The sequence below is a fragment of the Kitasatospora sp. NPDC127121 genome, from assembly GCF_042677305.1.
Taxonomy (GTDB): domain Bacteria; phylum Actinomycetota; class Actinomycetes; order Streptomycetales; family Streptomycetaceae; genus Kitasatospora.
Genome location: NZ_JBHXTQ010000048.1, coordinates 12,578 through 39,195, shown reverse-complemented (window position 1 = coordinate 39,195; position 26,618 = coordinate 12,578). Strand labels below are relative to the sequence as shown.

At 71.6% G+C, this 26,618-nt stretch carries 27 protein-coding genes; 16 read left to right on the top strand and 11 right to left on the bottom strand.

Annotated elements, in window-relative coordinates; genetic code table 11:
- Positions 1-81: 81 nt before the first annotated feature.
- From ACFVHI_RS23080 to ACFVHI_RS23065, 4 genes are all read left to right on the top strand, one after another.
- Positions 82-816: a chitinase gene (locus tag ACFVHI_RS23080; protein WP_380342198.1), complete on the top strand. Its 735-nt coding sequence runs from the start codon at positions 82-84 to the stop codon at positions 814-816.
- Between the two features lie 16 nt (positions 817-832).
- On the top strand, positions 833-1,651 hold the full coding sequence (locus tag ACFVHI_RS23075; protein WP_380342195.1) for a thaumatin family protein: 819 nt from the start codon (positions 833-835) through the stop codon (positions 1,649-1,651).
- An 88-nt stretch (positions 1,652-1,739) separates the two neighbouring features.
- Positions 1,740-2,558: a glycosyl hydrolase gene (locus ACFVHI_RS23070; RefSeq protein WP_380342192.1), complete on the top strand. Its 819-nt coding sequence runs from the start codon at positions 1,740-1,742 to the stop codon at positions 2,556-2,558.
- Between the two features lie 985 nt (positions 2,559-3,543).
- Complete coding sequence (locus tag ACFVHI_RS23065) at positions 3,544-3,894, top strand: beta/gamma crystallin domain-containing protein (RefSeq protein WP_063351706.1); 351 nt, start codon at positions 3,544-3,546, stop codon at positions 3,892-3,894.
- Between the two features lie 13 nt (positions 3,895-3,907).
- Here ACFVHI_RS23065 and ACFVHI_RS23060 read toward each other — a convergent pair whose 3' ends face one another.
- The 3 genes from ACFVHI_RS23060 to ACFVHI_RS23050 all read right to left on the bottom strand — a co-directional run bounded on the left by ACFVHI_RS23060 (position 3,908) and on the right by ACFVHI_RS23050 (position 6,766).
- A complete protein-coding gene (locus ACFVHI_RS23060) occupies positions 3,908-4,366 on the bottom strand; it encodes a DUF4389 domain-containing protein (protein ID WP_380342188.1) in 459 nt (152 codons plus the stop codon).
- A 710-nt stretch (positions 4,367-5,076) separates the two neighbouring features.
- Complete coding sequence (locus ACFVHI_RS23055; RefSeq protein ID WP_380342185.1) at positions 5,077-5,403, bottom strand: DUF6299 family protein; 327 nt, start codon at positions 5,401-5,403, stop codon at positions 5,077-5,079.
- Positions 5,404-5,803: 400 nt separating this feature from the next.
- A complete protein-coding gene (locus ACFVHI_RS23050; protein ID WP_380342182.1) occupies positions 5,804-6,766 on the bottom strand; it encodes a zinc-dependent alcohol dehydrogenase family protein in 963 nt (320 codons plus the stop codon).
- Between the two features lie 167 nt (positions 6,767-6,933).
- Here ACFVHI_RS23050 and ACFVHI_RS23045 point away from each other — a divergent pair, with 167 nt between their 5' ends.
- Entirely contained in the window at positions 6,934-7,578 is a 645-nt protein-coding gene (locus ACFVHI_RS23045; RefSeq protein WP_380342179.1) for a TetR/AcrR family transcriptional regulator, read from the top strand.
- Positions 7,579-7,922: 344 nt separating this feature from the next.
- The gene (locus ACFVHI_RS23040) at positions 7,923-8,672 is read left to right on the top strand and encodes a hypothetical protein (RefSeq protein ID WP_380342177.1); all 750 of its coding nucleotides are present in this window, start codon (positions 7,923-7,925) and stop codon (positions 8,670-8,672) included.
- 203 nt (positions 8,673-8,875) lie between these two features.
- Here the strand turns inward: ACFVHI_RS23040 and ACFVHI_RS23035 are convergent, their stop codons facing one another.
- Positions 8,876-9,043, bottom strand: coding sequence for a hypothetical protein (locus ACFVHI_RS23035; protein WP_380342175.1), 168 nt, complete (start codon positions 9,041-9,043; stop codon positions 8,876-8,878).
- A 411-nt stretch (positions 9,044-9,454) separates the two neighbouring features.
- On the opposite strand from ACFVHI_RS23035, the gene ACFVHI_RS23030 reads away from it, so the two are divergent.
- Positions 9,455-10,027: a 3'-5' exonuclease gene (locus ACFVHI_RS23030; RefSeq protein WP_063351715.1), complete on the top strand. Its 573-nt coding sequence runs from the start codon at positions 9,455-9,457 to the stop codon at positions 10,025-10,027.
- A 182-nt stretch (positions 10,028-10,209) separates the two neighbouring features.
- On the opposite strand, the gene ACFVHI_RS23025 is transcribed toward ACFVHI_RS23030, so the two are convergent.
- Positions 10,210-10,794: a DinB family protein gene (locus ACFVHI_RS23025; RefSeq protein WP_079136591.1), complete on the bottom strand. Its 585-nt coding sequence runs from the start codon at positions 10,792-10,794 to the stop codon at positions 10,210-10,212.
- A gap of 687 nt (positions 10,795-11,481) precedes the next feature.
- Between ACFVHI_RS23025 and ACFVHI_RS23020 the strand changes: the two genes are divergently transcribed.
- The 9 genes from ACFVHI_RS23020 (at position 11,482) to ACFVHI_RS22980 (ending at position 20,168) form a co-directional block, all read left to right on the top strand.
- Positions 11,482-12,855 carry an NUDIX domain-containing protein gene (locus ACFVHI_RS23020; RefSeq protein WP_063351717.1) on the top strand — a complete coding sequence of 458 codons (1,374 nt, stop codon included), beginning with the start codon at positions 11,482-11,484 and terminating at the stop codon, positions 12,853-12,855.
- 157 nt (positions 12,856-13,012) lie between these two features.
- Positions 13,013-13,495, top strand: coding sequence for an NUDIX domain-containing protein (locus tag ACFVHI_RS23015; RefSeq protein WP_063351718.1), 483 nt, complete (start codon positions 13,013-13,015; stop codon positions 13,493-13,495).
- 171 nt (positions 13,496-13,666) lie between these two features.
- Entirely contained in the window at positions 13,667-14,143 is a 477-nt protein-coding gene (locus ACFVHI_RS23010) for a GNAT family N-acetyltransferase (protein WP_063351719.1), read from the top strand.
- A complete protein-coding gene (locus ACFVHI_RS23005; protein ID WP_244293761.1) occupies positions 14,140-14,652 on the top strand; it encodes an HIT family protein in 513 nt (170 codons plus the stop codon). The genes ACFVHI_RS23010 and ACFVHI_RS23005 overlap by 4 nt, the downstream gene beginning before the upstream one ends.
- 2 nt (positions 14,653-14,654) lie before the next feature.
- A complete protein-coding gene (locus tag ACFVHI_RS23000; RefSeq protein WP_159398604.1) occupies positions 14,655-15,167 on the top strand; it encodes an NUDIX domain-containing protein in 513 nt (170 codons plus the stop codon).
- A gap of 40 nt (positions 15,168-15,207) precedes the next feature.
- Positions 15,208-17,253 carry an ABC transporter ATP-binding protein gene (locus ACFVHI_RS22995; RefSeq protein ID WP_244293763.1) on the top strand — a complete coding sequence of 682 codons (2,046 nt, stop codon included), beginning with the start codon at positions 15,208-15,210 and terminating at the stop codon, positions 17,251-17,253.
- Positions 17,254-17,659: 406 nt separating this feature from the next.
- Positions 17,660-18,460 (top strand): PIG-L deacetylase family protein, encoded by an 801-nt coding sequence (locus ACFVHI_RS22990; RefSeq protein WP_079136594.1) that lies wholly within the window; start codon positions 17,660-17,662, stop codon positions 18,458-18,460.
- 231 nt (positions 18,461-18,691) lie between these two features.
- Positions 18,692-18,931, top strand: coding sequence for a DUF397 domain-containing protein (locus ACFVHI_RS22985; RefSeq protein ID WP_063351721.1), 240 nt, complete (start codon positions 18,692-18,694; stop codon positions 18,929-18,931).
- Positions 18,932-19,070: 139 nt separating this feature from the next.
- Positions 19,071-20,168: a helix-turn-helix transcriptional regulator gene (locus ACFVHI_RS22980; protein ID WP_063351722.1), complete on the top strand. Its 1,098-nt coding sequence runs from the start codon at positions 19,071-19,073 to the stop codon at positions 20,166-20,168.
- Here ACFVHI_RS22980 and ACFVHI_RS22975 read toward each other — a convergent pair.
- The 6 genes from ACFVHI_RS22975 to ACFVHI_RS22950 all read right to left on the bottom strand — a co-directional run bounded on the left by ACFVHI_RS22975 (position 20,165) and on the right by ACFVHI_RS22950 (position 26,599).
- Positions 20,165-20,983: an SAM-dependent methyltransferase gene (locus tag ACFVHI_RS22975; RefSeq protein ID WP_063351723.1), complete on the bottom strand. Its 819-nt coding sequence runs from the start codon at positions 20,981-20,983 to the stop codon at positions 20,165-20,167. The genes ACFVHI_RS22980 and ACFVHI_RS22975 overlap by 4 nt on opposite strands.
- Positions 20,984-21,179: 196 nt before the next feature.
- Positions 21,180-21,605 carry a hypothetical protein gene (locus ACFVHI_RS22970; RefSeq protein WP_063351724.1) on the bottom strand — a complete coding sequence of 142 codons (426 nt, stop codon included), beginning with the start codon at positions 21,603-21,605 and terminating at the stop codon, positions 21,180-21,182.
- Between the two features lie 760 nt (positions 21,606-22,365).
- Positions 22,366-23,868 carry a hypothetical protein gene (locus ACFVHI_RS22965; RefSeq protein WP_380342166.1) on the bottom strand — a complete coding sequence of 501 codons (1,503 nt, stop codon included), beginning with the start codon at positions 23,866-23,868 and terminating at the stop codon, positions 22,366-22,368.
- 16 nt (positions 23,869-23,884) lie between these two features.
- Complete coding sequence (locus tag ACFVHI_RS22960; protein ID WP_380342163.1) at positions 23,885-24,799, bottom strand: ATP-grasp domain-containing protein; 915 nt, start codon at positions 24,797-24,799, stop codon at positions 23,885-23,887.
- On the bottom strand, positions 24,796-25,617 hold the full coding sequence (locus tag ACFVHI_RS22955) for a pentapeptide repeat-containing protein (RefSeq protein WP_380342160.1): 822 nt from the start codon (positions 25,615-25,617) through the stop codon (positions 24,796-24,798). The genes ACFVHI_RS22960 and ACFVHI_RS22955 overlap by 4 nt, the downstream gene beginning before the upstream one ends.
- A gap of 7 nt (positions 25,618-25,624) precedes the next feature.
- On the bottom strand, positions 25,625-26,599 hold the full coding sequence (locus ACFVHI_RS22950; protein ID WP_380342158.1) for a hypothetical protein: 975 nt from the start codon (positions 26,597-26,599) through the stop codon (positions 25,625-25,627).
- Positions 26,600-26,618 lie beyond the last annotated feature (19 nt).

Below are 26,618 nucleotides of genomic sequence, written 5' to 3'. Positions count from 1 at the left end.
CGGCCCGACCACACCCGCCGGTGGGAGCAGGAGACCGGCGGACCCAATGTCCCGCACTGCGCAACGGGAGGAAGGCCCCGCGTGTCCCCTCGACGCACAGCCCCGAGGATCGCCGCCGCGGCGGCGGCCGTATCGGCGACCGCCCTGCCCACCTGTGCCCACGCCACCGGCCTGCCGACGGCCGGACCGGCACACGCGACAGCGGCGGACCGGGCCGGCTTCGTCATGGACAAGGCCCAGTCCGACCGGATGTCCCCGAACAGGGACCGGTTCCACACCTACGACGCACCGGTCGGCGCGATGAGCGCCTACCCCGGCTTCGCACACACCGGCAACGACGCGCTCAAGCGGCGGGAGGCCGCGGCCTTCCTGTCGAACGCCAGCCATGAGACCGGCGGCCTGCGCCACGTCGTGGAGCAGAACACCGCCAACTACCCGACGTACTGCGACACCGCCCGCCCCTACGAGTGTCCGGCGGGACGCACGGCCTACCACGGACGAGGGCCGCTCCAACTCAGCTGGAACTCCACCTGCAAAACGACGGGGGACGCCCTGCACATCGACCGGCTCCGGACCAACCCCCGGATCGCGTGGAAGAGCGCGCTCTGGCACTGGAACACCCAGTCCGGCCCCGGCTCCATGACGACCCACCACGCGATCGTCACCGGGGCCGGATTCGGCCAGACGATCCGCAGCATCAACGGCGCCGTGGAGTGCGACGGCAGGAACACCGCCGAGATACAGGACAGGGTCAACCTGTACCAGCGGTCCGCACGCGTCCTCGGTACCTCCCCCGGCACCAACCTGACCTGCTGAACGGAACGGAGAAGTCATGCGCGGATTCCTGACCAGACTGTTCGTCGCGGCGGCCGCCGCCGCACTGACCGCGGTACTGCCGAGCGCGAGCGCGGCGACGGGCGCGGCGACGGGCGCGACCGTCACGGGTGTGGCAGCGCCGGCCCGCACCGCGACGGTCGCGGCCGCCGCGGTCAACCACACGGTGACGTTCGTGAACCACTCGTCGCAGAAGCTGTGGATCGGAAGCGGCGTCAACGCCGACGGGTCGAAACAGTTCACCCGGCTACCGGTCCTGGCTCCCGGCCAGTCGGCGACGGTGACGATCCCCGAGAGCGCCGCCCCGTTCCACTGGCGTGGGAAGTTCTTCGCACGCCAAGGATGCGGCGGGACCCCCGGCAGCACCTTCCACTGCCAGGTGGCCGACTGCGGCCCGGCCGCCGACCACTGCACGACCGGCGAACAACCCGCCAGCCTCGCGGAGTTCAACTTCGACGCCAAGGACGGCGCCGCCCCCTGGTACGACGTGAGCTACGTAAACGCGTTCTCGCTGCCGATCACGATCACTCCGGTGAACGCCACGACCCCCGCCGGCGGAGGCTGCGACACACGGGGCTGCGCAGCGAACCTGCTGCCCTACTGCCCGCCCGCCGACCTGACGCGCGGGCCGGACGGCAAGCCGATGCTGTGCACCAACCCCAGCCGGGACACCCCCAGCAGCTACAGCCGCGCGCTCAGCGCGAAGTGTCCCAAGGCCTACACGTGGTCCAAGCAGGACCAGACGCCGGGCAACAAGGTGATGCAGCAGTGCAGCCGCTGCAGCGGCTTCACCGTCACCTTCGGCCCCACCGCGTGAGCCACCCGCCCCGGACCCCGGCCCCCAGACTCCAGGGCCACCGCGGCCCCGTCACGACCGCGACCGCGCGACCGAAGAGAGGAACGCCTTGCCACGCCGAATGCGCCTGTTCACCGCCCTGCTCGCGGTACTCACCTGCCTCACCGTCGGCAGTACGGCCGACGCGACCGCCGCCCCGGCGAAGAAGAAGGGCGTGAGCGCCTGGAACTTCACCGACGTCACCAAGGCGCTGACCGACTCCAGGGCCGGCTGGTTCTACACCTGGGCCTCGGACCGCCAACAGATCAAACCGCCCGCCGGCGTCGAGTTCGTCCCCATGATCTGGGGCGCGGGCTCGGTGACCGACGCACAACTGCGAACAGCCAGGCAGGAAGGCACGACCCTGCTCGGATTCAACGAACCCGACCTGCCGGCACAGGCCAACATGAGCGTGACCAGGGCCCTCGACCTGTGGCCCCGGCTCCAGTCGACCGGGATGCGCCTGGGCGCACCCGCGGTGGCGGGCGGCGGCGACGCCGCGGGCGGCTGGCTCGACCAGTTCATGAAGGGCGCCGCCGCCCGCCACGACAAGGTCGACTTCATCCCCCTGCACTGGTACGGCTCGGACTTCCGCGCCGACGCCGCGACCGGTCAACTGCGCAGCTACCTCCAAGCCGTGTACAACCGCTACAAGAAGCCGATCTGGCTCACCGAGTACGCCCTGATCGACTTCTCCAGCGGCACCCCGAGGTACCCGACACCGGAACAACAGGCCGCGTTCGTGACGAAGTCGACCGCCATGCTCCAGGGACTCCCCTTCGTCGAGCGCTACGCGTGGTTCACCCTCTCCGCGGACCGTGGCGGCACCGGCCTCTACAACCGGGCGACCCCCAACCGGGTGGGGACCGCCTACCGCGCGGCTGGCTGAGCACACACCCCACCCCCGTCCACGCACGGACGCGGGCGACCACGACGCCCGGACCGGCGCAGAACCAGGAGTGTCGGCGAGCCGGTGGGTGGACCGACGTGTCCACCCACCGGGCGACGACTCGCGGCCGATCGGCTCGTCGCCGATCGGCCCGTCGGCCGCCCCTGCGCCGGTCCGGGGGATTCCCCAGGCCGTCACCGCCCACGAGCGCGCCGCTCGTCACGGCCGTACGGGGTCACCGCCAAGGCCGCCCCGTCGACGCCGGGCGGCAACGTCGGCAACGGCCAGGACGGATCCGGCGCCCAAGCCGGCCGGCCAGCCGCCGGCGAACGGACCGATGCGCTCCTCCAGCATGCCGAACGCCCGGCCCCGGGCCCGCCCGACCTGACAGCCCCCGCAGTCGTCGACCACACCGAGACGGCGCAGCCGGGCGTACTCCCCGGTGTCCTTCCAGCAGCGCCCCGACAGATCGGAGGCGATGGCCAGACGGCCAGACGGCGGCAACGGTGGCGGTGGCCGGCCCCGGGCCTCGTTCCCCGGCTCCGTCACGCGGGGCCCGCCGGCGGTCAGCCCCCGGCGGGGCCGAAGAGCTCGGGCGCCGACCACGACCCGTCCGGGCCCGCCTGGTGGATCCGCGCCAGGACCGACGACTGGTACCCGATAGTGAACACCTCCAAGGCGCCGTTGGCATCCGCGGCGGCGGCGCCCAGGCGCAGCACGGCGAGCAGGTCCGTAGACGAAACGACCCGCCGTCGCCTTCCTTTGAGGAGCAAATCGGCCCGGCCCGGACGGCCATGCGGGTCCGTGTGACAGGTGTGGCAGGTGTGACAGGTGTGGAATTCGGCTCAGCAAAGTCCCGCAAAATTCCCGGCAATTGGAATGATGTCCGAAAATCGTTACACCAGGTTGCGACCTCAACACCTCTTGTTAGTGTCCCTTCAGTTCGACTCGCATGCCCCACCTCACACACCAGGGAGTTTGCGTCATGCTGAAGCGACGAATCGCCGTGGCCGCAGGGGTCGCCATGATGGCTCTGGCCGTCGGCACCGTGCCCGCCCACGCGACCAACGAGGTCAACTTCGCCGAATGCCTGTTTGCCAGCGACTACTTCACCATCGGCATCACCAACGACAACGGCACCGGTTTCAGGAGGTGCTTCGCGAACGCCGGCGACATCTGGATCGACCAGAGGTCGGTCACGAGTTTCAGCAGCGGCAACAACGCCGGGTACTTCGAGTACGAGCCCGGAGACGGCTCCCTCTACCGCCACACCTTCGGCAAGAACCAGGCCATCACCAAGAACTACGGCACCGTCACGACGCTCCACATCAACTGAACCCACCGGCCGGTCACAGGGAGCCGTGCCCCTGTGACCGGCCCCCCACGGGAAGCCGTCCCTCGGCGCAGCCGGCGGCGGGCGGGCCCTGTGGCACGCGGTCGGCGAGGCCCGGGACGAGGGGCCCGAGGACGCTCTGGGTGGGGTTGGTGACCTCGTCGTTGTCGAAGTCGTCGTCCGAGTTCACCGAGGCGGTGACCGACCCCGTCGCCCAGGAGGCCACGCCGAGGAGGAGGAAGAGGACGAGCAGGCCGCGCCCGACGCCGCCGAGGTCCAGCGGACGGGTGGCCGACGCCGGGCCCTCCGGTTCGCTGCCCGGCTCCTCGCCGAACATGCGCTTGGGGCAGGCCGACGAAAGCATCGTCAGGTAGGCGGTGTAGCGCATCCGGTAGCGCAGGACCGCGACCGTCGCCTCGTACAGCGGCTGCGGCATCCGGCCGAGGACCAGGACCAGGACCACGAGCCAGACCACGAACGGCGCCGTCCACCAGCCCGCGTATGCCAGGCGCCAGGCCCTGCACGGTCGAGGCCGGGATCACCAGGACGATGCGGAAGTCGAGCGCCCCGGGCCGCAGCCGACTCAGCCCGTCGTCCGCCATGACGAGACCGGCGCTGGCGGCGACGTCGAGCGCGTGCTCGCAGTACGCCGCCGGTGTCCTCGGCTGGTCCGGGCGTAGCGCGGCGAGTTCGGTTCCGGACTGAAGCGTGGTGGCGGTGCCGCGGCGTCCGGCGGCGGTGGGGCACCACAGGGTGCGGCCGTCCGGCCGGGGGTAGCGGATACCCGCCGATACGCTGGTGGCCGGGTACCCCACGCCGACGAGCGCGGGGGACCCAGCCATTGCCGCGGGGCGCAGCTCAGGGTGCCGGCGGTGCGGATCGGCTGGGCGCTGCCGGCGCTGGTGGCCTCGGCCACCGCCCGGCTCTGCCCGTCGGTCATCTCCGGGAGGCGGTCGGCGGCGACCACGGCCGGGATGGACTTGGCCATTGTCCTGGCGGCTCCCCGGAAGACGAGCGGATCGGGGCGGCTGGGCGAGGCGTTTCGGGCCGGGCTCGTGGGACTCCGCGGAGAACGGGCTCTGCCTGCCGATGTCCGCCCTCCACACGCCGGTGCTCCCCCACCAGGTCGTCCGCGGTCACGTCACGACGAGCACGAGCCCGTCCCGCGTCCCGCCGGGCCCTGCGTCACTGCGCAGCAGCCTGCAGATCGACGCTCTTCCGATCGACCGCGAGCGTGACAATGCGCGGGAAGCCATTGCTCCCTGTTTCCCACCGCTGCAAGCGCGTGGTGACCTCGGCCTGACCGACCCTCACAAGAGGCCCCGGGTTGGGCCTGCCATGGTTGACCCACACGTGTTCGGCACCGTCACAGATGACAGATGTGCTGATGGCGACCCTGTCCCCCACCGAGCTGTTGACGACGGCGTAGGAAGAAGGCCCTGAGCAGCGGTAGGTACCCGAGAGGGTCACAACCGCCTCGCTGTCGACCGTACCGGTGGAGTTGAGGGACACCGTGCCGGTGAAGTCGGCGGGTGCCGTCCCCGAGACGGCCGCCTGGGCCGGGGAAGCGGCCCAGAACCCCGAGAGCAACGTGATGGATACGACTGTGGACAGAGCAGCAGAAGCAGAGCGACGCAACGAACTTCCCCTCACCGAACGATCATTGACTTGTCTAGACCTGTGGTCGGGACCGTACCACCCAGCCCGGAACCATCCGACACGAACTCATGACTCTTCACCCACAGGCCATCCAGGTCGGGACACAACACGGCGGCACACCCCGGACACCCGGACGGAAACGCCCGGGTACGGCCGACCCCGCACACCAGCCCCTCAACGGGAGTCACCCGCCGGCGCGGACCAGGTCGGCCTTGCTGCGGTAGTGCGCCGCGAACACCGTTCCTGCCCCGGCTCAGGGCGCCAGCACGACCCTGCCGAATACCTTGCCCGCGTCCATTGCTCGGTGAGCCAGCACCGCTTGGTCCAGCGGCAGCACCTCGTGCACGACCGTGCGCAGGTCCCCGTGCGCGGCATCATCGAACTGGGACGACCGCACCGCCTGCCTGTCGGAGCCGGGCACGGTGTCGGAGCTGAAGGTGGCGAACGACAGCGACTTGCGGAAGGCGTCCATCAGCCGCATGCCGAAGTCCGCCGGCGGCTGCCCGCCGACCACGCCGACAGCCACATACCTCCCGTTCGGGTTCAACCGGTCCAGGAACAGGGAAAGCTGAGGACCCCCCACGACATCGATCACCACGTCGAAACCCGCCGGTGCGTCCGAGCCGCCCTCGCCGGAGCGGTCGAGGACATGGGTCGCGCCCAGGTCCCGCAGGCGGGTGCCACGCTCCGCCGATGAGGTGGTGACCGCCACCGCGCCCGCACCGCCCTTGGCTGCAAGCTGGACCGCCGTGATCCCGATGCTGCCCGCCGCACCGCGCACGAGCACCGTCTCGCCGGGCGCGAAACGAGCGCGGTCCAGGGCGAAGTGGGCGACCACACCGGAACCGCCGAGAGTCACCGCGTCCGCGCCGGTCAGGCCGTCAGGCAGCAGAAGGACGTCCTCGACCGAGGCGACGGCCTGCTCGGCATACCCGCCGGACAGGCCGGTGAACGCCCACACCCGCCGCCCCGTCCACGAAGCGTCCACGCCCTCTCCCACCGCGGTGACGCTACCCGCCACCTCGCTGCCCAGGAGATGGCCCTCCCGGAAGCCGTACGCGGCGAGCGTTCCCCGGCGGATCACGGCGTCCACGCCGCCTACCCCGATGGCCTCCGTGGTGATCCGCACCTGCCCCGGGGCAGGGACGGGCACGGGCAAGTCGACGACCTCCAGACCGTCAGGATTTCCGAACTCCCTGATCACGACAGCTTTCATCTCTGCTCCTTAGGCCGGTGAACGAACGGGCCACAACTGCTGCGACCGAGAGCGGCGAACCCGGCTCCCCCGCCCGAGGCACCATCAGCAGGGTGCCGGGGCGGGGCGGCGCCACCGCCATCGGACCGTAACGGACGCCCCCGTCCAATTGGCTAAAGTGAGAGGCCATGACCGACCGTTTGCCTCACATCGCGCGCTCCGACGCCCGCGACAACCGGGCCCGCATCCTGGACGCCGCCCGCGCGGTGTTCAGCGAGGAGGGCCTGAACGCGCCCATGCGCGAGGTCGCCCGGCAGGCAGGCGTCGGCCCCGCCACGCTGTACCGGCACTTCCCGACCAAGCAGGCACTGATCGTGGAGACCTTCGCCGAGCAGCGGCGAGCCTGCCACGCCACCGTCCGCGACGCCCTCGCAGACCCGGACCCGTGGCACGGATTCCGGAGCCTGGTCGAGCGCATCTGCGAACTCCACGCACACAGCCGGGGATTCGCCGACGCCTTCATGACAGCCTTCCCCGAGGCCATGGACTTCGCCGCCGACCGAGAGCGGACTTCGCGCGGGGTTGCCGAACTGACCCGCCGCGCCCAGGACACCGGCCAGCTCCGCCCCGGCTTCGTCGTCGACGACCTGATCCTCATGCTCATGGCCCACCGGGGCCTCCAAGACGCGCCGCGTGCCGCCCTGCTCACGTCCTCTCGCCGCTTCGCTGCCTACGTGATCGAGGCGTTCCGCGCCGCACCGGAGACGGGAGCGCCTACACCGCTGCCGCCAGCACCACGCCTGCAGCTCGCATACTCGCCCAGCACGCAGTAGACCCGCCACGACGAGGTCCGTCATGGGGAGCGGCCGGGCGGCACCGCGAAGGTGTCGTCATGCCGCGGGCTCTGCCCACCGCGCCGAGGTGCCGAATCCCGCCATCACCCGGACGGCGTAGCGTGAAGGGTTCTCACCAGCCCCTGACCTGCGGCAACACCCGAAACTCACCGGAGCCGAGGCGAAACTCACCAGCGGCCCGGGACGAGATTCACCACCCCCGCCGCCCGGTCGTTTCAGGTGAAGTTCCACAAGCGTGGCGCCCCGGGCCGCTGCGCCCTGGGAAGCCTCCTGCGTGACGGCTGCTCGCCCGAGGTGGCCGCGCCCCGTCACGGAGAATCCCCATGAGCCTCGCCCCGCGCTCCGCTGCGCTCGTAGCCGCCGCCCTGTCCGTCGCTGCACTGGCCGGTCCGGCTCCCGCCGCAGCCGGCCCCACCCCCATCGCTTCGCAGCCCCCGGCCGGCCGGTACCTCAACCTGCACCAGTGCGTCTACAACAGCCCGCTCGGGGCGAGCAACTTCGACCTCATGACAACCCTGGTCCCGAGCCTGGACGGGCGGTTCAGGGCCGGAACGGACGTCTCCGACACCCCCGTCCCCGCCGCCGTCTGCGGCCCCGGGGACGGGCGCTACGAGCCCAACGTCTACACGGCCGCCGAACCCTACGACCTGGCGTCCGGGCACTACCTGAACCTGCACCAGTGCATCTTCTGGAGCGACTTCGACCAGGACCACCTCACCACGGTGGTGGGGACCACCGATGTCAAGTTCGTCGCCGGCACCAACATCTCCAACTCCCCTGACACCACCGTCAGCTGCGGCGGCGGAGGCACCGACCACCCCATCCCCCTGCTGTCGAGCGCCACAGCCCTGGACCTGACCACCGGGCGGTACCTGAACCTGCACCAGTGCATGTACTACTTCGACGGTTACCGCGACCACCTCACGACCTTCGCCCCGAGCGGAGACGGACGCTTCAAGGCCGGGACGAACATCTCCAACACCCCCGACACCAAGCCCTCCTGCGGCCCCGGCGACGGGCGGTACCAGCTGATCCAGGTGCTCTCGGGCGTCAAGGCCCTCCTCGTGCACTGAGGACCGCCGCGCAACAGCCGGCCCCGCGCCCACGAGGGCGCGGGGCCGTGGTGGCCGATCGCCGGGCCCAGGGCCGGCAAGCGGGCTCGTGCCAGGTGGTCCGGACGCTCCTTCCGGCCCGGAACGCGGGTGTTCTCACGGGTCAGCGGTGCAACGCGGCGGGCTGGAGCCGGGACAGGCGGCCGGGCGCGGCCCGGCACCGGTCATCGTTCCCCCGACACGTGGCCCGGGCCGCCCTCCGCCGTCTCGTCCGGCCGTTCGTCCGGCTGTTCGTCCGGGTCGGCCAGTGCGAGACCGGCCACCACGCCGTCGGCGATCCGCCGCCCCAGGTCCGGGGAGAGCCCGGCTTCCCCGGCCGCGTCGAGCACCATGCGGTGGACCAAACGATGCTGATCACGGGCCAGTGGCGGGATGACGTCGGGAGCCGACCGGCGCGCCGCCGTACCCGCCGCCGTACCCGCCGCCACAGCGCCGACGATCCGCGCGAGGCGACCTCCACCAGGTTCTCGGCGAGCTTCTCGCGGGCCCGGTCCAGGGTCAGCCACAGCAGCGGGGCCACCAGCGGAGCGATCTCGGCGAGACCGAAACCGAGCGGATCACGGTCGCCGCGCCGCCGTCGCCGCCGTCGCAGCCGGGCGAGCACCTCGGCGTCGCTCCGTCCCGGCTGGTCTCGACCTGCCGCAACCGCCGTCCGTACCCGGGGGTGCGGGGCCGCGGCGCACCCGCACCCCGGCAGGCAAAACCAGGTGCCGCGGCCGCCGCTCCTCCCTACGCTTCCCGCCATGGACAGCACCGGGGCCGAGCGCCTCCTGAACGTCGTGGACGTCGAAGCAACCTGCTGGGCCGGCGGCCAACCGCGGGGAGCGGTCAGCGAGATCATCGAGATCGGACTGACCGTCGTCGATCTGGACGCCGGCGAACGCCTCGCCCGCCACCGGATCCTGGTGCGGCCCGCCCGATCCACGGTCAGCGAGTTCTGCACGGAACTGACCGGCCTCACCCAGCACGAGGTCGACACAGGGGTCGGCTTCGCCGAAGCGTGCCGGCTCCTGGCGGCCGAACACCACGCCGGGGCACGCCCGTGGGCCAGTTGGGGCGACTACGACCGCAACCAGTTCACCCGGCAGTGCCAGGCCACCGGGACGCCGTATCCCTTCGGCCGGCACCACACCAACGCCAAAACGACCTTCACCGAGGCATACGGCCTGCGCAAACGCCCCGGCATGGCGAAGGCCCTGGAGCTCGCCGGACGGCGACTCGAAGGCCGTCACCACAGCGGCGAGGACGACGCCTGGAACATCGCCGCCCTCGTGCTCCACCTGTCCGAGCGGGGCGTCTGGCCGGATCCGTGCTGACCACTGGATTGCCGACCATCGTCAGCGCCTGTGCCTGTGCCAGGTGATGGATCACTGGGTTCCGATGCTGTCAAGGTAGGGAGACAAGCCGCCGCCAGCAGATGAGTGCGCATCCGCGAGTGAGGAAGGCTTCGTGGATGTCGTCACAGGAGTAGAGCTCTCCAAACGCCCGCTTAGGCTCGTCAGGGTGTGCCCACCGCCGCCCTGGCGGCCCGCTCGACCTCGGCGAACCGGGACTGCCGGAACGCGGCGTCGGGCTGCGAATTCGCGTGGCTCGCCTCGGTCCCGGTGGCGCCGTCGAGGTGCTCGCGCAGGATGTCGGCGTGCCCGGCGTGCCGGTTGGTCTCGGTGAGCACGTGCACCAGGACGCTGAACAATGTGACGTTCGGACGGGGCCACCAGGGCACGTAGCCCGGTGCCTCGACGGTGAGGGCGTCGATCGTCGCGTCGGAGTGCTCCGCGACCCGGCGGTACCGGCCGACGATCTCCTCGCGGGTCTCGTGCTCGGTCACCCACATCGCCTCGGCCCAGAGCCGCTCGTCGTCCCACCGACCCAGCGGCTCCGGGCACGGGCGGCCGAGGACGTTGCCGAAGTACCGGTACTCGATGTTCGTGAGGTGCTTGACCAGTCCGAGGAGGCTCGTGCCCGAGCCGGTCAGAGGTCGGCGGACGTCGTATTCGGACAGCCCGTCGAGCTTCCAGACCAGCGCCTCCCGGACATCGCGCAGATCACTGTGCAAGTACTCCTTGGCGAATTCATCGATCACGGGGACGCAGTCTGCCATGCACGGTCCGTGAGACCGGCCCCGGGCCCGACAGGCAGACGACGAGGAACCGGCACTGCGGGAAGCCGGGACCGATCGCTCCGCATCCGTTGGTCCGGGGCCCTGATGAATGAACAGAAGAACTCGACAGGGAAGCACACGGCATCGCCGGCCCCCTCGCCCTGCTTGCCCCTTGCACTGCGCCACGGTGCGGAGGTGGACGGCCGGCGCTCGACGATCATCCGAACGGGTGAATCCGGCGACGGCTACGCGCTGCCTGACCTCCTCGGCTGCCCGGGCGTCCGTGACCGCCTCGAACCCGGTCTGACAGCCGGGCTCGAACAGGCTCTCGCCGCCTGCGCGCTGGGCTCCGCACCTGTACGAGCCCGTCCGTGGCCAGTTGGAGGACGCCCTCGGCCGCGCCCGGAGGTGCTCGAAACCTCCCCGTTCGACCCGGGCTCGCCCGGAGGTAATCCGCTTGAACGCCGCGCTCGAACAGCACCATCATCGGAGACCGCCAACCTCTAGGAGGTTCCTTAACTCAGCTCCGCAGAAAGAAACTTGGACGTCGGATCGCCTTCTTCCAGCACACTTGCGCGCCCGCGCGCCGACGGTGTTCGGAGGAGCTGCGGCGAAGACCGGCACCGACCGGCGGAACACACCCGCCCGAGAGACCGAGGAGCCCACCCGGTGATCGACTTCGACATGCTGACCGGCCTCGCCTTCCGCGAGGGCGCCGAACGGATCGGCGTCGGCGTGGTGGTCCGCGACACCTGCGGCCGGATCCTGATGATCCGCCGGGCCGCGCACGACGTCCTGCCCGGCCTGTGGGAGTACCCGGGCGGCGGCCACGAGGACGGCGAGCCCGTGGCGGCGGGCGCGGCGCGGGAACTGGCCGAGCAGACCGGGCTTGCCGGGCTGCCGCTGGAGTACGCGCGGAGCCTGCACCTCACCGACCCGAACGGCCGGCGCGTGCGGCAGTTCGTCTTCGCCACCGTCGTTCCGGAGGGCACCCCGGTCGTCCTCTCCGGCGACCACGACTCCCACCAGTGGGCTCCAGCGGACCGGCTGCCCACGACCAGCGACGGCCAACGCGCGGTGATCGAGTGGCTGACCGGCCGCCTGGCGATCCCGGGCTGGCGGCCGGTCGGCGGCTACCTGACCACCATCGCCCGGCCCAGCGCCTACGGCTCCTTCCTGGTCACCGACCCCGCCGGCCGCGTCCTCGGGATGCGCTCGACCGTCGACCCGAGCGTGTGGAACATGCCCGGCGGCAACGTCGAGCACGGCGAGAGCCCCTTCGACGCCGCGCTGCGCGAAGCCCGGGAGGAGCTGGGCCTGGACCTGGCCGCGGAGAACCCGCAGGTGCTCCGGCGGCGCCTGGTCGCCGTGATCCACACGCAGGCCGACGCCGACTACCCGGTCCCGGTCGCCGGCTACGTGTTCGACGGCGGCACGCTGACCGTGGAGCAGCAGGCCCGGATCCGGCTCGATCCGGCCGAGCACACCGAGTTCCGGTTCGAGACGGCCCACGACTGGCGCTCCCGGATGACCCCCGTCCACTACCAGCGGCTCCGGCAGGTGCTGCGCGCCCACCGCTGCGGCGTCCCGCTCTACCTGGAGCGCCCCGCCCCGGATGGCGACGACTTCGAGGGCGTCCTGGTCTTCGTCACCGACCGCGCGGGTCGACTGCTGATGCACCTGCGCGAAGACAGGCCGGGCATGGCCTGGCCCGGCTACTGGACTCCGATCGGCGGCTGGCGCGAGGGGGACGAGAACGCCGAGGAGAGCGCGGTGCGCGAGGTCCGCGAGGAGGCCGGCGTCGAGATCACCGGGCTGCGGACCCTCCCCGGCCCGCACCAGGACCTCGGCCTCCCGCTCACCCGCGTCCTGCACGCCGTCCGGGACGGCCCCGAGAGCGACCTGCGGCTCGGTGACGAGGGCCTGGCCGTGCGCATGGTGCCCTTCGACGAGGTGCTCGATCTGAAGGTCCCGCCCTACCTGCACCACTACCTGCCGCTGCTCGCCGCAGCGGCCGACCAGCCCACCGGGGAGGCCTCGTGACCCGGCCCAGCCCCGTCGGCCCCGTCGGCCGCCCAGCCGACCCGTGCGCGTGATGCTCCAGCTCACCCCGCACCGCCCTGGAGCCGCTGCACGGACCGGCGTCGGCCCCGTGAAGTCCCCAAGTCCCCTTTGATCGAGCGCCCTTGGAGGTAGTGCTGTGGAGAGCCTGCGACAGGCGGTGGCCGTCATCGTCCACGACCGGAGTGGCGGCCGGGTCGCGACGATCAACTACGCGACGAACAGTTGGAGCACGACGCCGGTGTGGACGATCCCCGGCGGCAAGGTCGAGGTCGGCGAGCGCCTGGACGAGGCCGCCGCCCGTGAACTGGCGGAGGAGACGGGGCTGGAAGTCGACCCGCGCGACCTGCGGCTGGTCCACACGATCCAGGTCCGCCAGGGCTGGGACGGCAAGGGTCCCTTCCTGCTGTCGGTGTTCCTCGCCACCGCCTGGCAGGGCGAGTTGACGAACACCGAACCCGGCAAGCACCTCGCCGTGGTGTGGTCGCCCGCGGGCGAGCTGCCGCTGCCGATGTTCCCGTCCTCCCACGCCGCCCTGTCCGCGTACCTGTCCGGTGGCCGCGGGTTCTCCACCCACGGCTGGGCCGAGGGGGCCGACCCCCGCGACCTGGTCCAGGACTGAGGAAGGCACCGTCACCTTCCCCACCCCAGCCGGATCCCGTACGCCTACCACGCCGTGCAGCGGCCCGACGGCGGCACCGACCGACACCTCGTCCGCCTCGTCCGCCTCGTCCGCCTCGGCCTCCCCCGACAACCACCCGAGTGACCCACCGAACCCCGGAGGCAGTCCCGCATGACCGGATCCCCCGTACGCCCCGCCGGCCCCGAGGACGCCGACGAACTGCTGCGCCTGCGCGTCGCGGTGCTCGACGGCGCCCGGCTCACCGACGACTGGCGCACCACCTTCCGCGACGACATGCGCGAGCGGCTCGGCACCGACCCGAACCTGCTCGCCTATGTCGTCCCCGCCGACGACGGCACGCTGGCCTCCTGCGCCATCGGCATCGTCTACCGCGGCTACCGCGGCCCCACCCACCCCACCGGCCGGTGGGCCCGGATCCACACCGTGGCCACCGACCCGGCCCACCGACGGCGCGGGCACGCCCGCGCCGTCACCACCGCCCTGGTCCAGGCACTGCGGCACAGCGGCTGCGGATCGATCGAGCTGCGCGCCACCGAAACCGGAGCCCCGCTCTACCGCACCCTCGGATTCGACCCCGTCGACGGCTACATGGCGCTGCGCCCCGGTGCAGAAGGCTGGACGCGGTGACCGCCTTCGACCTCGACGCCTACAACGAGCGGGCCCGCAACGGCCCCTGCTTCATCTGCTCGATGCTCGCCGGTGAGCCCGGGTACGAACACCGGATCGTCCTGGACGACGGCGTGCACGTCGCCTTCCTCGACCGCTATCCCACCCTGCCCGGCAAGCTCCTGGTCGCCCCGCGCACCCACGTCGAGGACACCATCAGCGGCTTCACCGAGGACCAGTACCTCGCCCTGCAGTTGGTCGTGCACCGGGTGGCGACCGCGCTCGCCGCGACCGTCCCCACCGAGCGCCTCTACGTGCTGAGCCTGGGCAGCATGCAGGGCAACGCCCACGTCCACTGGCACATCGCCGCCCTACCGCCCGGCATCCCGTACGAGCAGCAGCAGTTCCACGCGCTGATGGCCGAGGGCTCGGGCATCCTGCCCGACGACCCCGGCCGGGCCGAACGCCTCGCCGCCGACCTGCGCACCCGGCTCGGCCACCCCTGCCGTCACGACCAGCGAGGAGCCTGACCGTGGTCTTCGTCCCGCCCGAGCGGTTCGTCCCCACCCTGCCGCACGGCATCTCCTATGCCGGCGTCTTCCTGACCGACCGCCACGACCGGCCGCTGCTGCTCACCTCCGTCCACCACCCGGGCGAATACCAGTACCCCGGCGGCCTCCTCGACGACGGCGAGGACCCGTGGACGTGCGCGCTGCGCGAGACCGCCGAGGAGATCGGCTTCGTCCCCGCCGCCCTCGACGACGCCCCTCGCCTCCTGATGCTCTCCTTCACCCCGCCGGAGCCGCCGTGGCCCTGGAAGATCGGCGTGACCTTCGACGGCGGCCGGCTCACCGACAAGGAGCTCGAACGCATCACCCCCGACCCCGCCGAGCACAGCGGTCACGCCGTCCGCACCGTCGGGGAGTGGGGGCGCATCGTCACCCCGCGCCGACTGCGCACGCTCCGCGCCTCGCTCACCGCCCGCCGCACCGGCGTCGCCGAGTACCTCGTCTCCGAACCCCGCCGGCCGGGCGAACCCGGATGACGCCCCTGCCCCGCCTCAACCGCACTGTGGAGGAGAGCGCTTGAAGTCCCGTCCGTCCGAACCCCCGCCGGCCGAACCCGCGCCGTTCGAACCGCCGCCGGCCGAACCCCCGCCGGCCGACCACGTCTCCGACAGTGAGCAGTTCCTGTTCGGCGGACGGCTGCTCCCCGACTGGGGGTTCACCTCCCATGAGCAGACCATGCTCAGGATCAGCTTCCTCACGGTCGCCCGCCAGATCCCCGGCATGCTCCGCACCGCCCTGCGCCTGGCCTGGCAGGCCGACCGGGTGGCCCTGGTGTCCATCGCCGTCGCCGAAACCGGACGGGCGCTGGCCTCCGCCTTCGGCCTGCTCGCCACCAACCGCGCCCTCGCCTCCCTGTTCGCCTCCGGCAGCACCGACCAACTGCTGCGCGCGGCCCTGCCGGCCGCCCTCGCCATCGGCGGCGCCTCCGCGCTGTCCGCGGTGCTGGGCGTGGTCTCCTCCTGGGCGGGAGGCCGGCTGGAGCCCAAGACCGAGCGGGCCGCGACCGTCGCCTACCTGCGCCGCGCGGCCCGCGTGGAGCTGGCCGCGGTGGAGGACCCCGAGTTCAGCAGACTGCTGGAATCCGCCAGGTACGGCACGGCGGCCGTGCGGCGCCTGATCGGCCAGAGCATCGCCGTCCTCACCGCCCTGCTCGGCATGGTGGCCGCCGGCGGCGTCCTGCTCACCCTCGACCCGGTGCTGCTGCCCATGCTGGTGCTCATCGCCGCGCCGAAGGGGTGGGGCGCGGTCCGCTCCGCCCGGCGCCGCTACGGCTCCGTGATGGCCTGGCTCCAGCACCACCGGGCCGCCAGTCTGCTCGCCCAACTGCTCACCCAGCCGCACTCCGCGCCCGAGGTCCGCGTCCACGCCATCGGCCCGTTCATCCTGGGCCACTACATCGCGATGGCCGAGGCGTCCGAGCAGGAGCAGAACCGCCTCGCCCGCGCCACCGCGACCACCTCCCTGCTCGCCTCCGTCCTCTCCGGGCTGGCCGCCGCCGCGACCTTCGCCGTCCTGGGCTGGCTCGTCCACGACGGGCAGATGGCGCTCGCCGTCGCGGGCACCGCCGTCGTCGGCATCCGCACCGGCGCCGCCGACATCACCTCCCTCGTCGGCACCGTCAACAACCTGTACGAGGAGGCCCTGTTCGTCACCGACCTCGACCGCCTCCAGCGCGAGGCCGACCGGCGCGCCATCCCCGCCGGCGGCACCGACCTCCCGCGCCGCCCCGCGGCCATCACCCTGGAGGGAGTGACCTTCACCTACCCCGGCCGCACGAGCCCGGCCCTGTCCGACATCACCCTGCGGATCCCGCGCGGGCAGGTCGTCGCCCTGGTCGGCGACAACGGCTCCGGCAAGTCGACGCTCGTCAAGATCCTCACCGGCCTCTACCTGCCCGATGCCGGCCGGATGCTGTGGGACGGCGTCGATGCCGCGACCGCCGACCGGGACCAGCTGTTCGCCTCCTCCGCCGTCCTCGAACAGGGCTTCCAGCAGTGGCCGCTCACCCTGCGGGCCAACGTCCTGATCGGCCGACCCGAACACGGCGACGACCCGGCCCTGCTCAAGCGCGCGGCCGACTACGCCGACCTGCACCCGATCATCGACGCCCAGGACAACGGCTGGGACACCCTCGCCGCCCGCGGCTTCAAGGGCGGCGTCCAGCTGTCCGGCGGTCAGTGGCAGCGCGTCGGCATGGCCCGCACCCACCACCGGGCCACCACCACCGGGCCCGGCGGACGCCCCACCCACCTCGTGATCGCCGACGAGCCCACCTCCGCCCTCGACGCGAAGTCCGAGATCGCCGCGTTCACCCGCATCCGCGAACTCGCCGACCAGGGCCTGACCGTCATCCTGATCACCCACCGCCTCGCCGCCACCGCAGGCGCCGATCTCATCTACGTCCTGCGCGAGGGCCGGCTCACCGAACAGGGCACCCACGCGCAGCTGATGGCCGACCCGAACAGCGGCTACCGCTCCTCCTACCTCCTCCAGGCCCGCCAGTACGCCACCGAGATCCCCGACCAGCGGGACAGGACCGCACCCGCCGCCGATCCCGCCTGACCACGCACCCGAAACGGAGCAGCCGATGCCCACCTGGGACGAGATGTGCGCCGCCGCAGGCGAAGTCCGCGACCTCTACGACGAGATCAACCGGCGCAAGCTGGGCCGCACCTGGGGCCTGTCGGACTTCGTCCTCGGTTTCACCGGCGACGTCGGCGACCTCGCGAAGCTGGTCATGGCCCACCAGGGCCACCGCGCCGACGTGGCCGCGAGTGCCGGGGCGATCGGCCACGAGCTGTCCGATTGCCTGTTCTCGCTCATGGTCATCGCCCAGGAGACCGGCGTCGACCTCGCAGACCGGTTCACCACCGACATGGCCGCCCTCGCCGCCCGTCTTCGCCCCGGGCAGCCGTCACCAGCCGCTCGCCCGGCGCCGGCCGAACAGGGAAGACCTGCCGTGCCACCCCTGCCGTCCCTGCTCGCCGTGCTCGCGCACCCGGACGACGAATCGCTGCTCGTCGGCGGCGCCCTCGCCCAGCACGCCGCGTCCGGGGCCCGGACGGCTGTCGTCACCGTCACGTGGGCCGAGGGCAGCCACCGCGCCGCCGAACTCGCCGAGGCCCTGGACATCCTGGGCGCCGGCGGACCGAGGATGCTCGGCTACGCCGACGCCCGCGTCCCGCAGTCCGCTCCCGGCCGGCCGCGGCTGTGCGACGCTCCCGTCGACCGCGTGGTCGAGGACATCGTGCGGCACATCCGAGCGGTTCGGCCCGACATCGTGCTGACCCACGACGCCTACGGGCAACTGACCGGCCACCCGGACCACCGGCAGACCCACCGGGCGACCCTGCTGGCCGTCGCCGCCTCCGGACTCGAACACCTCTACCCGGACGCCGGGGAACCCTGGCAGCCCGCCGCCGTCCACCTGGCCACCCACCCCCACTCGGCGATCGCCGACCTCGGGCCCCTCCTGAACCGGGTCGGCAAATCCGTGCTGAGCGTCCCGGACACCTTGGCCGACGTGACATGCGATGTACGCCAGTGGCTGGACCAGAAGTGGGCCGCGATCACGGCCCACCGCAGCCAAGTCGAGGGAGAGCGCCCGCTCCCCGGAATCCTGGCCCGCCTGCCCGAGGACGTCAGGTATCGGATCCTCGGAACCGAGCACTACACGTCGCTCACCGCGCCGTCCCGGCACTCCCCGACTCCGGGCGGGATCGGCCTGACGGACCGACAGGCACCAGGATGCAGCCCCCGATGCCGGTAACCGCCCTCCCCGCCCCCGACCATGCCGCGCCGATCAGCAGCCGAATTTAAGCAGATAATCGCTATTCAGATCCCCCATTCGGCCGGTGCGGTGTTCGAAAATAAATGGCTAGCATTCATGGCTCACGGGGTGCTGCAATTGCAGCACCCCAGGCTGTCCGAGGGATGTCCGGATCGGGCTCCGGTCATACCCGAAGGCCGCCAGTCGAGTACGTCGAATGCGGGAGGTCACATGCAGGGCTTCACCAATGGAATGTCGGCCGCGCTGATCGAGGATGTCGCCTGGGTCAAGGCGCAGGCGAGCTACGGAGACGGTGGCGAGTGCGTCGAGCTGGCCGGGCTGCCGACCGGCGACGTGGCCATCCGCAACTCCCGCGACCCAGAGGGTGCCGCCCTGATCGTCACGCGCGGTGAGATCAGGGCGTTCCTCGACGGCGCCAAGCGGAACGAGTTCGACCACTTGATCGCCTAAAGGGAGATTCAAGAATCAGATAAGTCAGATTAGCTTCATATTCTGACCGGGATTCTGCCGCGTGACGGCACGCGGGCACGGCGTGTGGGAGGATGTGGGCCATTGGTGTCAGGCCACCCGAATCGCCTACGGAGTCCGCGTGTCGTCCATTTCCAAATCTGCCGAATTTCCCGCCGACGAGCGCCCCATCGGCGCTCGCGCGGCCGAAGGCGAGAGCCCGCTCCAGCCCGCGGAAGGCTCCAGCGACCACGGCCTCGCCGCCGTCCTGCCGCTGAACCCTCGCGCCGAGAAGCCGGCGCCGCCGGTGCGGGGCACTCCCACGGCGGACCGGGTGGTCCTGGGAGAACGCCTGCGCCGGGCCCGTGACCGGCGAGGCCTGTCCCAGGAGCGGGCGGCCGCGCACGGCAAGATCCTGCTGCCGGAATCCAAACTGTCGTACTCGACGCTGTCGCGCATCGAGTCCGCCAAGACGCCGGTCTCCGGCGAGATCGTCGCCACCCTCGCCGAGGTCTACGGAATCGACTCCAGGGAACTGCGGGAGCTACAGGACCTGGTCGAGCGGGGCCGGCAACTCGAATGGTTCGAGGCCCCGGAGTGGGAGGGTGCTGTCGCCGCGCACTGCAGCACCTACCTGGGGCTGGAGCCGGTCGCCCGGGAGCTGCGTTCCTACCAGACCACGATCATCCCCGGGCTCCTGCAGACACCGGACTACGCCTGCGGCATCATCGCCGGCCACCACCTGGCCGTCGACGAGAAGCGCGCGGAGCACAGGGTCCGCGCCAGGATGGAGCGGCAGCGGCGCTTCTTCGCTTCGCCGCCCGCGCGAACGGTCCTCATGATCAACGAGCTCGCGCTGCAGCTGACGATCGGCGGTCCCGCCGTCATGGCGGCGCAGGTGCGTCACCTGCTGCACGTGGCGGACATGCCGAGCGTGAAGGTACGCGTCGTGCCACTCGACCAGACCATCGCAACGCCCGTCAGCGGTCTCACCCACCTGATGTTCCAGCCCGAGGGACCGCCCGAGATGGTCTACATCGAAGGCCTCAGCTCGTCCACCTACCACCCCGCCGACACCGGGGAGCCCAGCGCGCGCAAGAAGGTGCGCAAGGGCAAGAACGCCAGCGCGGACATGGAATCCTACGTACAGCTGATGTTGAAGATCAGCCAGGGCGCGGCCCACCGGCGGCGCAGCATGGACATCCTGACGCAGGCCTTGAAGCGGTTCGAGGGACGTTAGTCGGCCGACTGAGGATGCGGAACGCGGGCGATGCCCCCGTACTGCTGCCACTGGCTGGAGCGCAGGGCCTGCTGAAGGGCTGACTCGGGGCGCCAGTCGGCGACGTCGACCAGGCCGGGCTGTTCGAGGGCCAGGCCGTCGAAGTAGGCGTCGACCTCCCACTGTTCCCGTACCCGGCCCCAGAGTTCGCCGGTCTGCTCGGCCATGATCCTGGTGACGTCGCCACGCAGCTGTGGGTCGCCGCTGACGGCGTGGCTGATGACCACGAAACTGCCCGAGGGCAGGCGCTCGACGATGCGTCGCACTACGCTGCGCGGCTGGGCGGAGTCCGGAAGGCATTCCAGCGAGGCGACGAACAGGACGGCGGTCGGCTCGTCCGGACGCAGCAGTTCCTTGACGGCCGGGTGCTCGAAGATGCCTTCGGTGTCCGTCATGTCGGCGTTGAGCATGGCGGTGCGGTCGTTCTCGTCCAGGGATTCGCGACCGTAGGCGATCACGATGGGGTCGTTGTCGACGTAGACGACGCGCGACCTAGGGTCGACGGCCTGGACGATCTGGTGGACGTTGAGCGTCATCGGCTGGCCCGAACCGCAGTCGAGGAACTGGCGGATGCCGTACTCGGCGGCCAGCGCCCGCACCACGCGGTGCAGGAACGACCGGTTGGCGAGTGCGAGTGCGTCGACGTCCGGCACCCGCTCGCGCAGGCACTCGGCGGCGGCGCGGTCGGCGTCGAAGTTCAGGCTCCCGCCCGCCAACACGTCGTAGATGCGTGCCGAACTGGGCACGGTGACGTCGATCTCACGTTTGGACCCCACAGCGCCCCTCGCTCCTGGCAACCATCGCAGGCCGCACGGCTGTTGAGCGCCCATTGTAAAGATCGCATGACTGAAAGCGCCACGTGCCTGACGGTGCATCACCCAAAGGGGGTGGCGCGCGGCGCGGCGCTGGACAGTCCTGTGCGCCGCCATCCGCCCGCGCACAACGTGTGGCGGCGGGTGGCAGCGATGTCGTTCAGGCCCTGGGCACCCTCCCTTCCATCAGGGAGAAGGCCCCGCCTGCGGCGATCAGCCGGTCAGCGCTGCGGAGCCCCGCCCTCACCGCGCCGGGGTCCGTGCCCATCAGGCGGGCCACGTCCAAGACGGACAGACCGAGCCCGTGGTGGAGGAGGGCGGCGTCGGCCAGCGGGTCCGGCAGGTGGCGGTGCAGCAGGTCGACCGGTCCTGGCCGCGACGCGGTGGCGCCGGGGCGGGGGCGGTGCGCGGTCACCGCGGCGCGCAGCACGCACCAGGCGTCACCGGCGGGCGAGGGACCGGCGAGCAGGACCGCCCAGCGCGCGTGGGCGTGGGCGAGAGCCTCCTCGACGGCGGCCGCGCCGCTCGCGCCGTCCCTCAGCCGGGCCGTGGCGTAGTCGAGGTAGCGGTCGTATACAAGGGCCACGAACGCCAGGAATCCGGCGTCGGGTTCGGTTCGGCGGGTTCGGTGGGGCGGGCCCGGGGCGGTACCGGGCCCAGAAGATGATGCCTGTGGCATATGCAGATCCTGGGATGGCCGTCGAAGTCCGGCGTGCGAGCCGGGCGGGGGGTGCGCGGGAGGGTGCGCGGAATGCGGGGGTGCGGCTGTTCCCCGCACCGGCCGATGTCAACGCAGCGTCAGCCGCCACCAGGTGACAACGCTGCCGTGCGAGAGCGCGCCGAGGGCGAGCGCGGCGACGTACCGCTAGGCGCCGTCCAGAGCGAGAAGGGCCACGGGCACGCGCGCCCCGCACACCCCGATGACCCGCCCGCACAGCTGCTGCGCTCCCGCGGACGGCGGGACGGGACTGATAGCGTTCACCGCCATCGAGGGCGCCTTCGGGCGCGCTCCATGGCTACGGTCGGGCTTGGGCATACTCAACCTACGTGTGATCGACGTCCAGCCCCGGCCGGCGGCCGTGATCCGTCGGCCAGGGCAGCTCCCGCGAGGACCCAGGGAGCCAGCACGAGACGCTACTCCCCGTACCGGCCGGTAGACCCGCTGTGGCGACTGCTGCAAAAGCCACCCCGGGAACGTTTCCGCTCGACTCCGGACAACCGGGACAACTCCTCACTCCCGTCCCGGACATGGGGCCATCCAGCGGCACACCTTCCCGGAGCCGTCGGCCACTCGACGAGGTGGTCGAGGAGTGTGCCGGCGGAGGGCTCGGGGAGCGGGGGGCGGGTCAGAAGCGGCTGCGGCGCAGGGCGTCGGTGAGCATGAGGGCCGGCAGCACCTGGTGCACCTGGCCCGTGTTGGCGTACGGGACGGCGCTGCCCTGCTGGGTGGCGAGGGTGTTCCAGGCCGCGAGGGGGAGGGAGGTGAGGGAGTTGCGGTCGTCCGGGGTGGCGGCGTCGAAGGGGGCGGGGCCGGGGGCGGTGACGCCGAGTTGGGTGAGCAGCGGGGAGAGCTGGGCGGGGTCGTTCTGGGTGTAGAGGCGGGCGGTCTTGGTGCCGGAGGTGCCGCGCCCGGCCCAGGCGGTGACCTGGGTCAGCGGGGCGAGGGTCTCGGAGACCAGGTCGGCGTGCGGGTCGAACAGGTAGGCCTCCTGGAGGGTGTCCAGGTAGAGCGGGTGGGCCTGGTTGGCGGTGTTGCCGAGGAAGCAGGTGAGGGCCGCGTGGCCGCTGCTGAAGGAGGCCATGCCGAGGCGGCCGATCGGTCCGAACTGGAAGTTGCCGCTGCGCCGGAACATGAGGGCCTGGATCTCCGGAAGGTACTCCTGGAGGACGGTGGCGTCCGCGAACGACGAGATCTCGTCGCAGGGGTTGCCGGCGACCCGCATCAGCGGGAGCACGAGCACGACGTTCCGGGCGGCGCCGTCGATCTGGAGCGGGAGGCCCTTGGCGAAGGGGTTGGTGAGGAACGGGTCGCCGATGTACTGGAGGTAGTTGAGCAGGCCGAAGAACTGGTAGTCCCAGCCGAAGGGGTAGGTGCTGCCGGTAGTCGGGTCGTGGCGGTCCCGGGGTTCGTTGTAGAAGGCCGGGGAGTTCTGGGCCATGCCCGGGTGGAAGTAGACGAGGAAGGGCGCGGGCGGTCCGCCTGGGTCCCTGGACACGCCGGAGGGCCAGTAGACGGCGACGAGTTGCGGTGCGTCGACGCCGGGGAGTCGGAGGACGACGGCCTCGCCGCCGGGGGTCACGCTGCGGGTCTCGACCTGGATCGCGCCGCCACTGATCGACGGCGAGGCGATGAAGGTGCTGTCCGTCACGCCCGGGGGCGGGGAGTAGGCCCCCGGCGGCAGCGCCACGCCGGGGGTGCGGAAGCTCATGTCGCCGGGTGGTGGGGCGGGCGGGCTGCCCGGGTAGTCGCTGCCGGTCTGGGCCAGGCTGACGCGTGCCTGTTCGGTGACGTCGCGCAGCGGCGAGAAGTGGACCGTCAGCTGGATCGTCTGGCCGGAGTCGGAGGACGTGACGGCGGGTGGCGGCCAGTTGCCGTCGGGCGGGAAGGTGGCCTGGACGGTGCCGGAGGAGTCGATGTCGAGGTGGGCGGTGGGCGTGCCGTACTTGGTCTGGTCGAGGGCGGCCGCCTGGATGTCGATCGACGCGTCGGTGTCCGGGATGTTGAAGATCGACTGGTCCAGGACCACGCTGTCCGGCCCGACCTGGTCACCGCCGTTCACGGCGATGGTGAAGTTGCACTGGGTGGTGGTCTGGCCGTGGATCTGGCCGGTGAGGACGAGCTGGGCCATCGGAGTCTCCTTCTCCTCAGTGCCGCGCGAGCGCGAGCGCGATGGCGTGGGCGATCGGCTGGCCGGTGTTGGCCTCGTAGTAGTTGAAGGCCGGGCAGGGGTTGACCTCGAAGCAGTAGACCTCGCCGTCGTCGGCCAGCATCAGGTCGATGCCGGCGAGTGCGAGCCCCAGTCGTGCCGCCAGGTGCAGGCAGCGCTCGGCGAGGTCGTCGGGGGGCTGCCAGGGCGAGAGTTCGGCCCGGCCGCCGTCGCTCCGGGCGTAGCGGTAGTCGACCCGGTCGGTCTCGATCCGGGTGGCGAACACCTCGCCGGCGACCGTGTGCACCCGGACGTTGGTGCCGGTGACGTAGCGCTGGAACTGCACCGGGCAGTAGCGGATGAGCGGCAGCCGGTCGAGGGCCTCCCGGTCGAGCGTCCGGACGATCGAGCGGACCCCGCTGATCGACTTGTAGACCAGTTCGCCGTGCCGCGCGTGGAACTCGTGGACGAGGTCCGGGTCGTTGGTCACCAGGGTCTCCGGAGCCCGGAATCCGGACTGCTGGATCAGCTGGGCCTGGTGGGGCTTCGACGTGTTGGACGCCATCGCGCTCTCCCGGTTCATCACGCAGCCGGGGGCGAGTTCCGCCCAGGTGCTCAGGGCCGTGTGCCAGGACCGGCACCTGCGTACCGTGTCCTCGCCCGCCTCGCGGACTTCGGGGAGTCTGCGCCATTCCATCAGCCGGAGGTAGATGCCGGTGACGGTGGCGCAGTCGATGGATCCGCCGTCGTACGGGATGCGCCCCTGGACGGCGGTGCCGGTGGCCTCCACCTCGAACGGCAGCTCCTCGAAGCGCCGTTGGTGGAGCATGGCGTACGGCAGGCCGAGGCTGTCGAGTTCGGCCCTGACCCGGGCGAGCGGCGACTCGCTGGCGATGCCGCAGACGACGATCACGGCGCACCCCGGGGGAGCCCGGTGAGGTGTTCGTACAGGCGGTCGAGGAAGGCGGCGCCGGCTGGGCGGAGGTCGGGCAGGGGGCTCGCTCCCGCGAAGACCGCCGACCGACCGTCGTCGCGGCGGTGGCCGGCTCCAAGCAGGTCGGCCCCGGGCAGGTCGGCCCCGGCCACGTCGGCCCCGGCCACGTCGGCCCCGAGCACGTCGGCTCCGAGCAGGTCGATCCCGAGCAGGTCGACCTCGGCGAGCCGGGCCAGCCGGACGTACGGCTCCTCGTCCTCGGCCGGGGGTGCGCCGAAGACGTGCTCGCCGAGCACCAGGACGTCGCCGCGCCCGGTCGGGGCCGCTCGCGGTTCGCCGTCGGGGCTGCTGGAGATCCGGGCCGGCCGGGCGGGGAGCCCCGCTCTGATCGCGAGTGCGGTCCACTCGGCGGTCGAGCGCCAGGCGCCGCACAGTCCGTACCCGGCGGGCCGGTTGACCGAGACCGGGGCCAGGCAGGTGAGCAGGCTGAGCAGGAGTGCGTCCAGCTCCTGGGCGGCGTAGGCGGCGTCGGTGTGGGTGGTGAACGGCAGGTACCCGAAGGGGGCGGAGGCCACCCGGTTGAGCACGCCGTCGACGTCACGGCTGTCCAGGACGCGCCCGTCGGGCAGGGTGATCTCGAAGCTCGCGCCGAGGCGGTCGACGCGGTGCACCGACCTGGTGGAGCTGAGCAGGGTCTGCGGGGAGAGCAGTTCCAGGGGTTCCAGCCCCCGCTCGCGCAGCCCCTCGTACGCCCACACGGCGGCCCGGTCCGCCGGATCGCAGAGCACCAGCCACATGCGGCGCCTACCTCTCGGTCCGTCCCGGCTCGGGGGGTTCGTCCCGCAGGGCGCTGTCCGCGAGGTCGGGGCGCTGCACCGGGGGGATGAAGTGCTCGGGCGGGTGGTTGACTTCGGATGCCGGGTGCATGCCCTCGGCGGGGTGTTCCTTGAATGCGTCCTTGTCCTCCTTGGCCTCCTTCCGCTCCTTGTCGTCCTTGTCGTCCTTGTTCTCCTTGGCGACGTCCTTGACGTCCTTGACGTCCTTGCCCTTCTCGTCACGTGACAGCTGCAGGGTGACCTCCTGGGCCACCGGATCGTTGCAGGGCAGGACGAAGTCGGCGGTCTGCAGGCTGGTGACGATCGGTTCGGACACGGGGCTGATCCCGATCTGGAGGTGGTCGCAGGCGTTGGGCGGGAGGCTGGCCGGGAAGTTCTTCAGCACGTAGCCCGCACCCATGGGCTGGTCGCCCGGACCGTTCACGTGCAGCGGTCCGGTGCCGATGTTGGAGATCGGGATCGTGATGTCCGGGACGGTCTCGCCCAAGGCCACCGTCATCCGCAGGGGGGTGCGGTCCAGGATGATCCGCGGCTGCTGGGCCTTCGCCGGGGTCTTCCCCGTGGACCAGACGAAGCCGAGTTCCTGCGGGTCGGTGTTCGTGATCCGCAGGCCCCAGGGGCGTTCCCCCGGATTGGAGATGTCGATCTGCACCGTGAAGACGTCGTTGGCGTCCCTGGTCCACGACGCGGTGCCGACCGCGCTCCCGGTCCCGTCGACGATCGACGACTTGGCGGGTGCCTGCGCGACGGTGGTGAGCGCTCCGGAGCCCGCCCGCAGCTCGATGTCCGGTGGCCTCGCGCCCAGGGGTGCGCAGTTCGGGCCGATGGCCACCACCAGGACGGACCAGGACGTCGCCACCTTGTCCACGACGAGGGGCAGGAGGCCGCTGGTGGCCTGGTCCGCGAGCCGGAGCTGGCCGGTGTCGGGAAAGATGTCTGCCATGATCGCTTCTTCGGTCGTG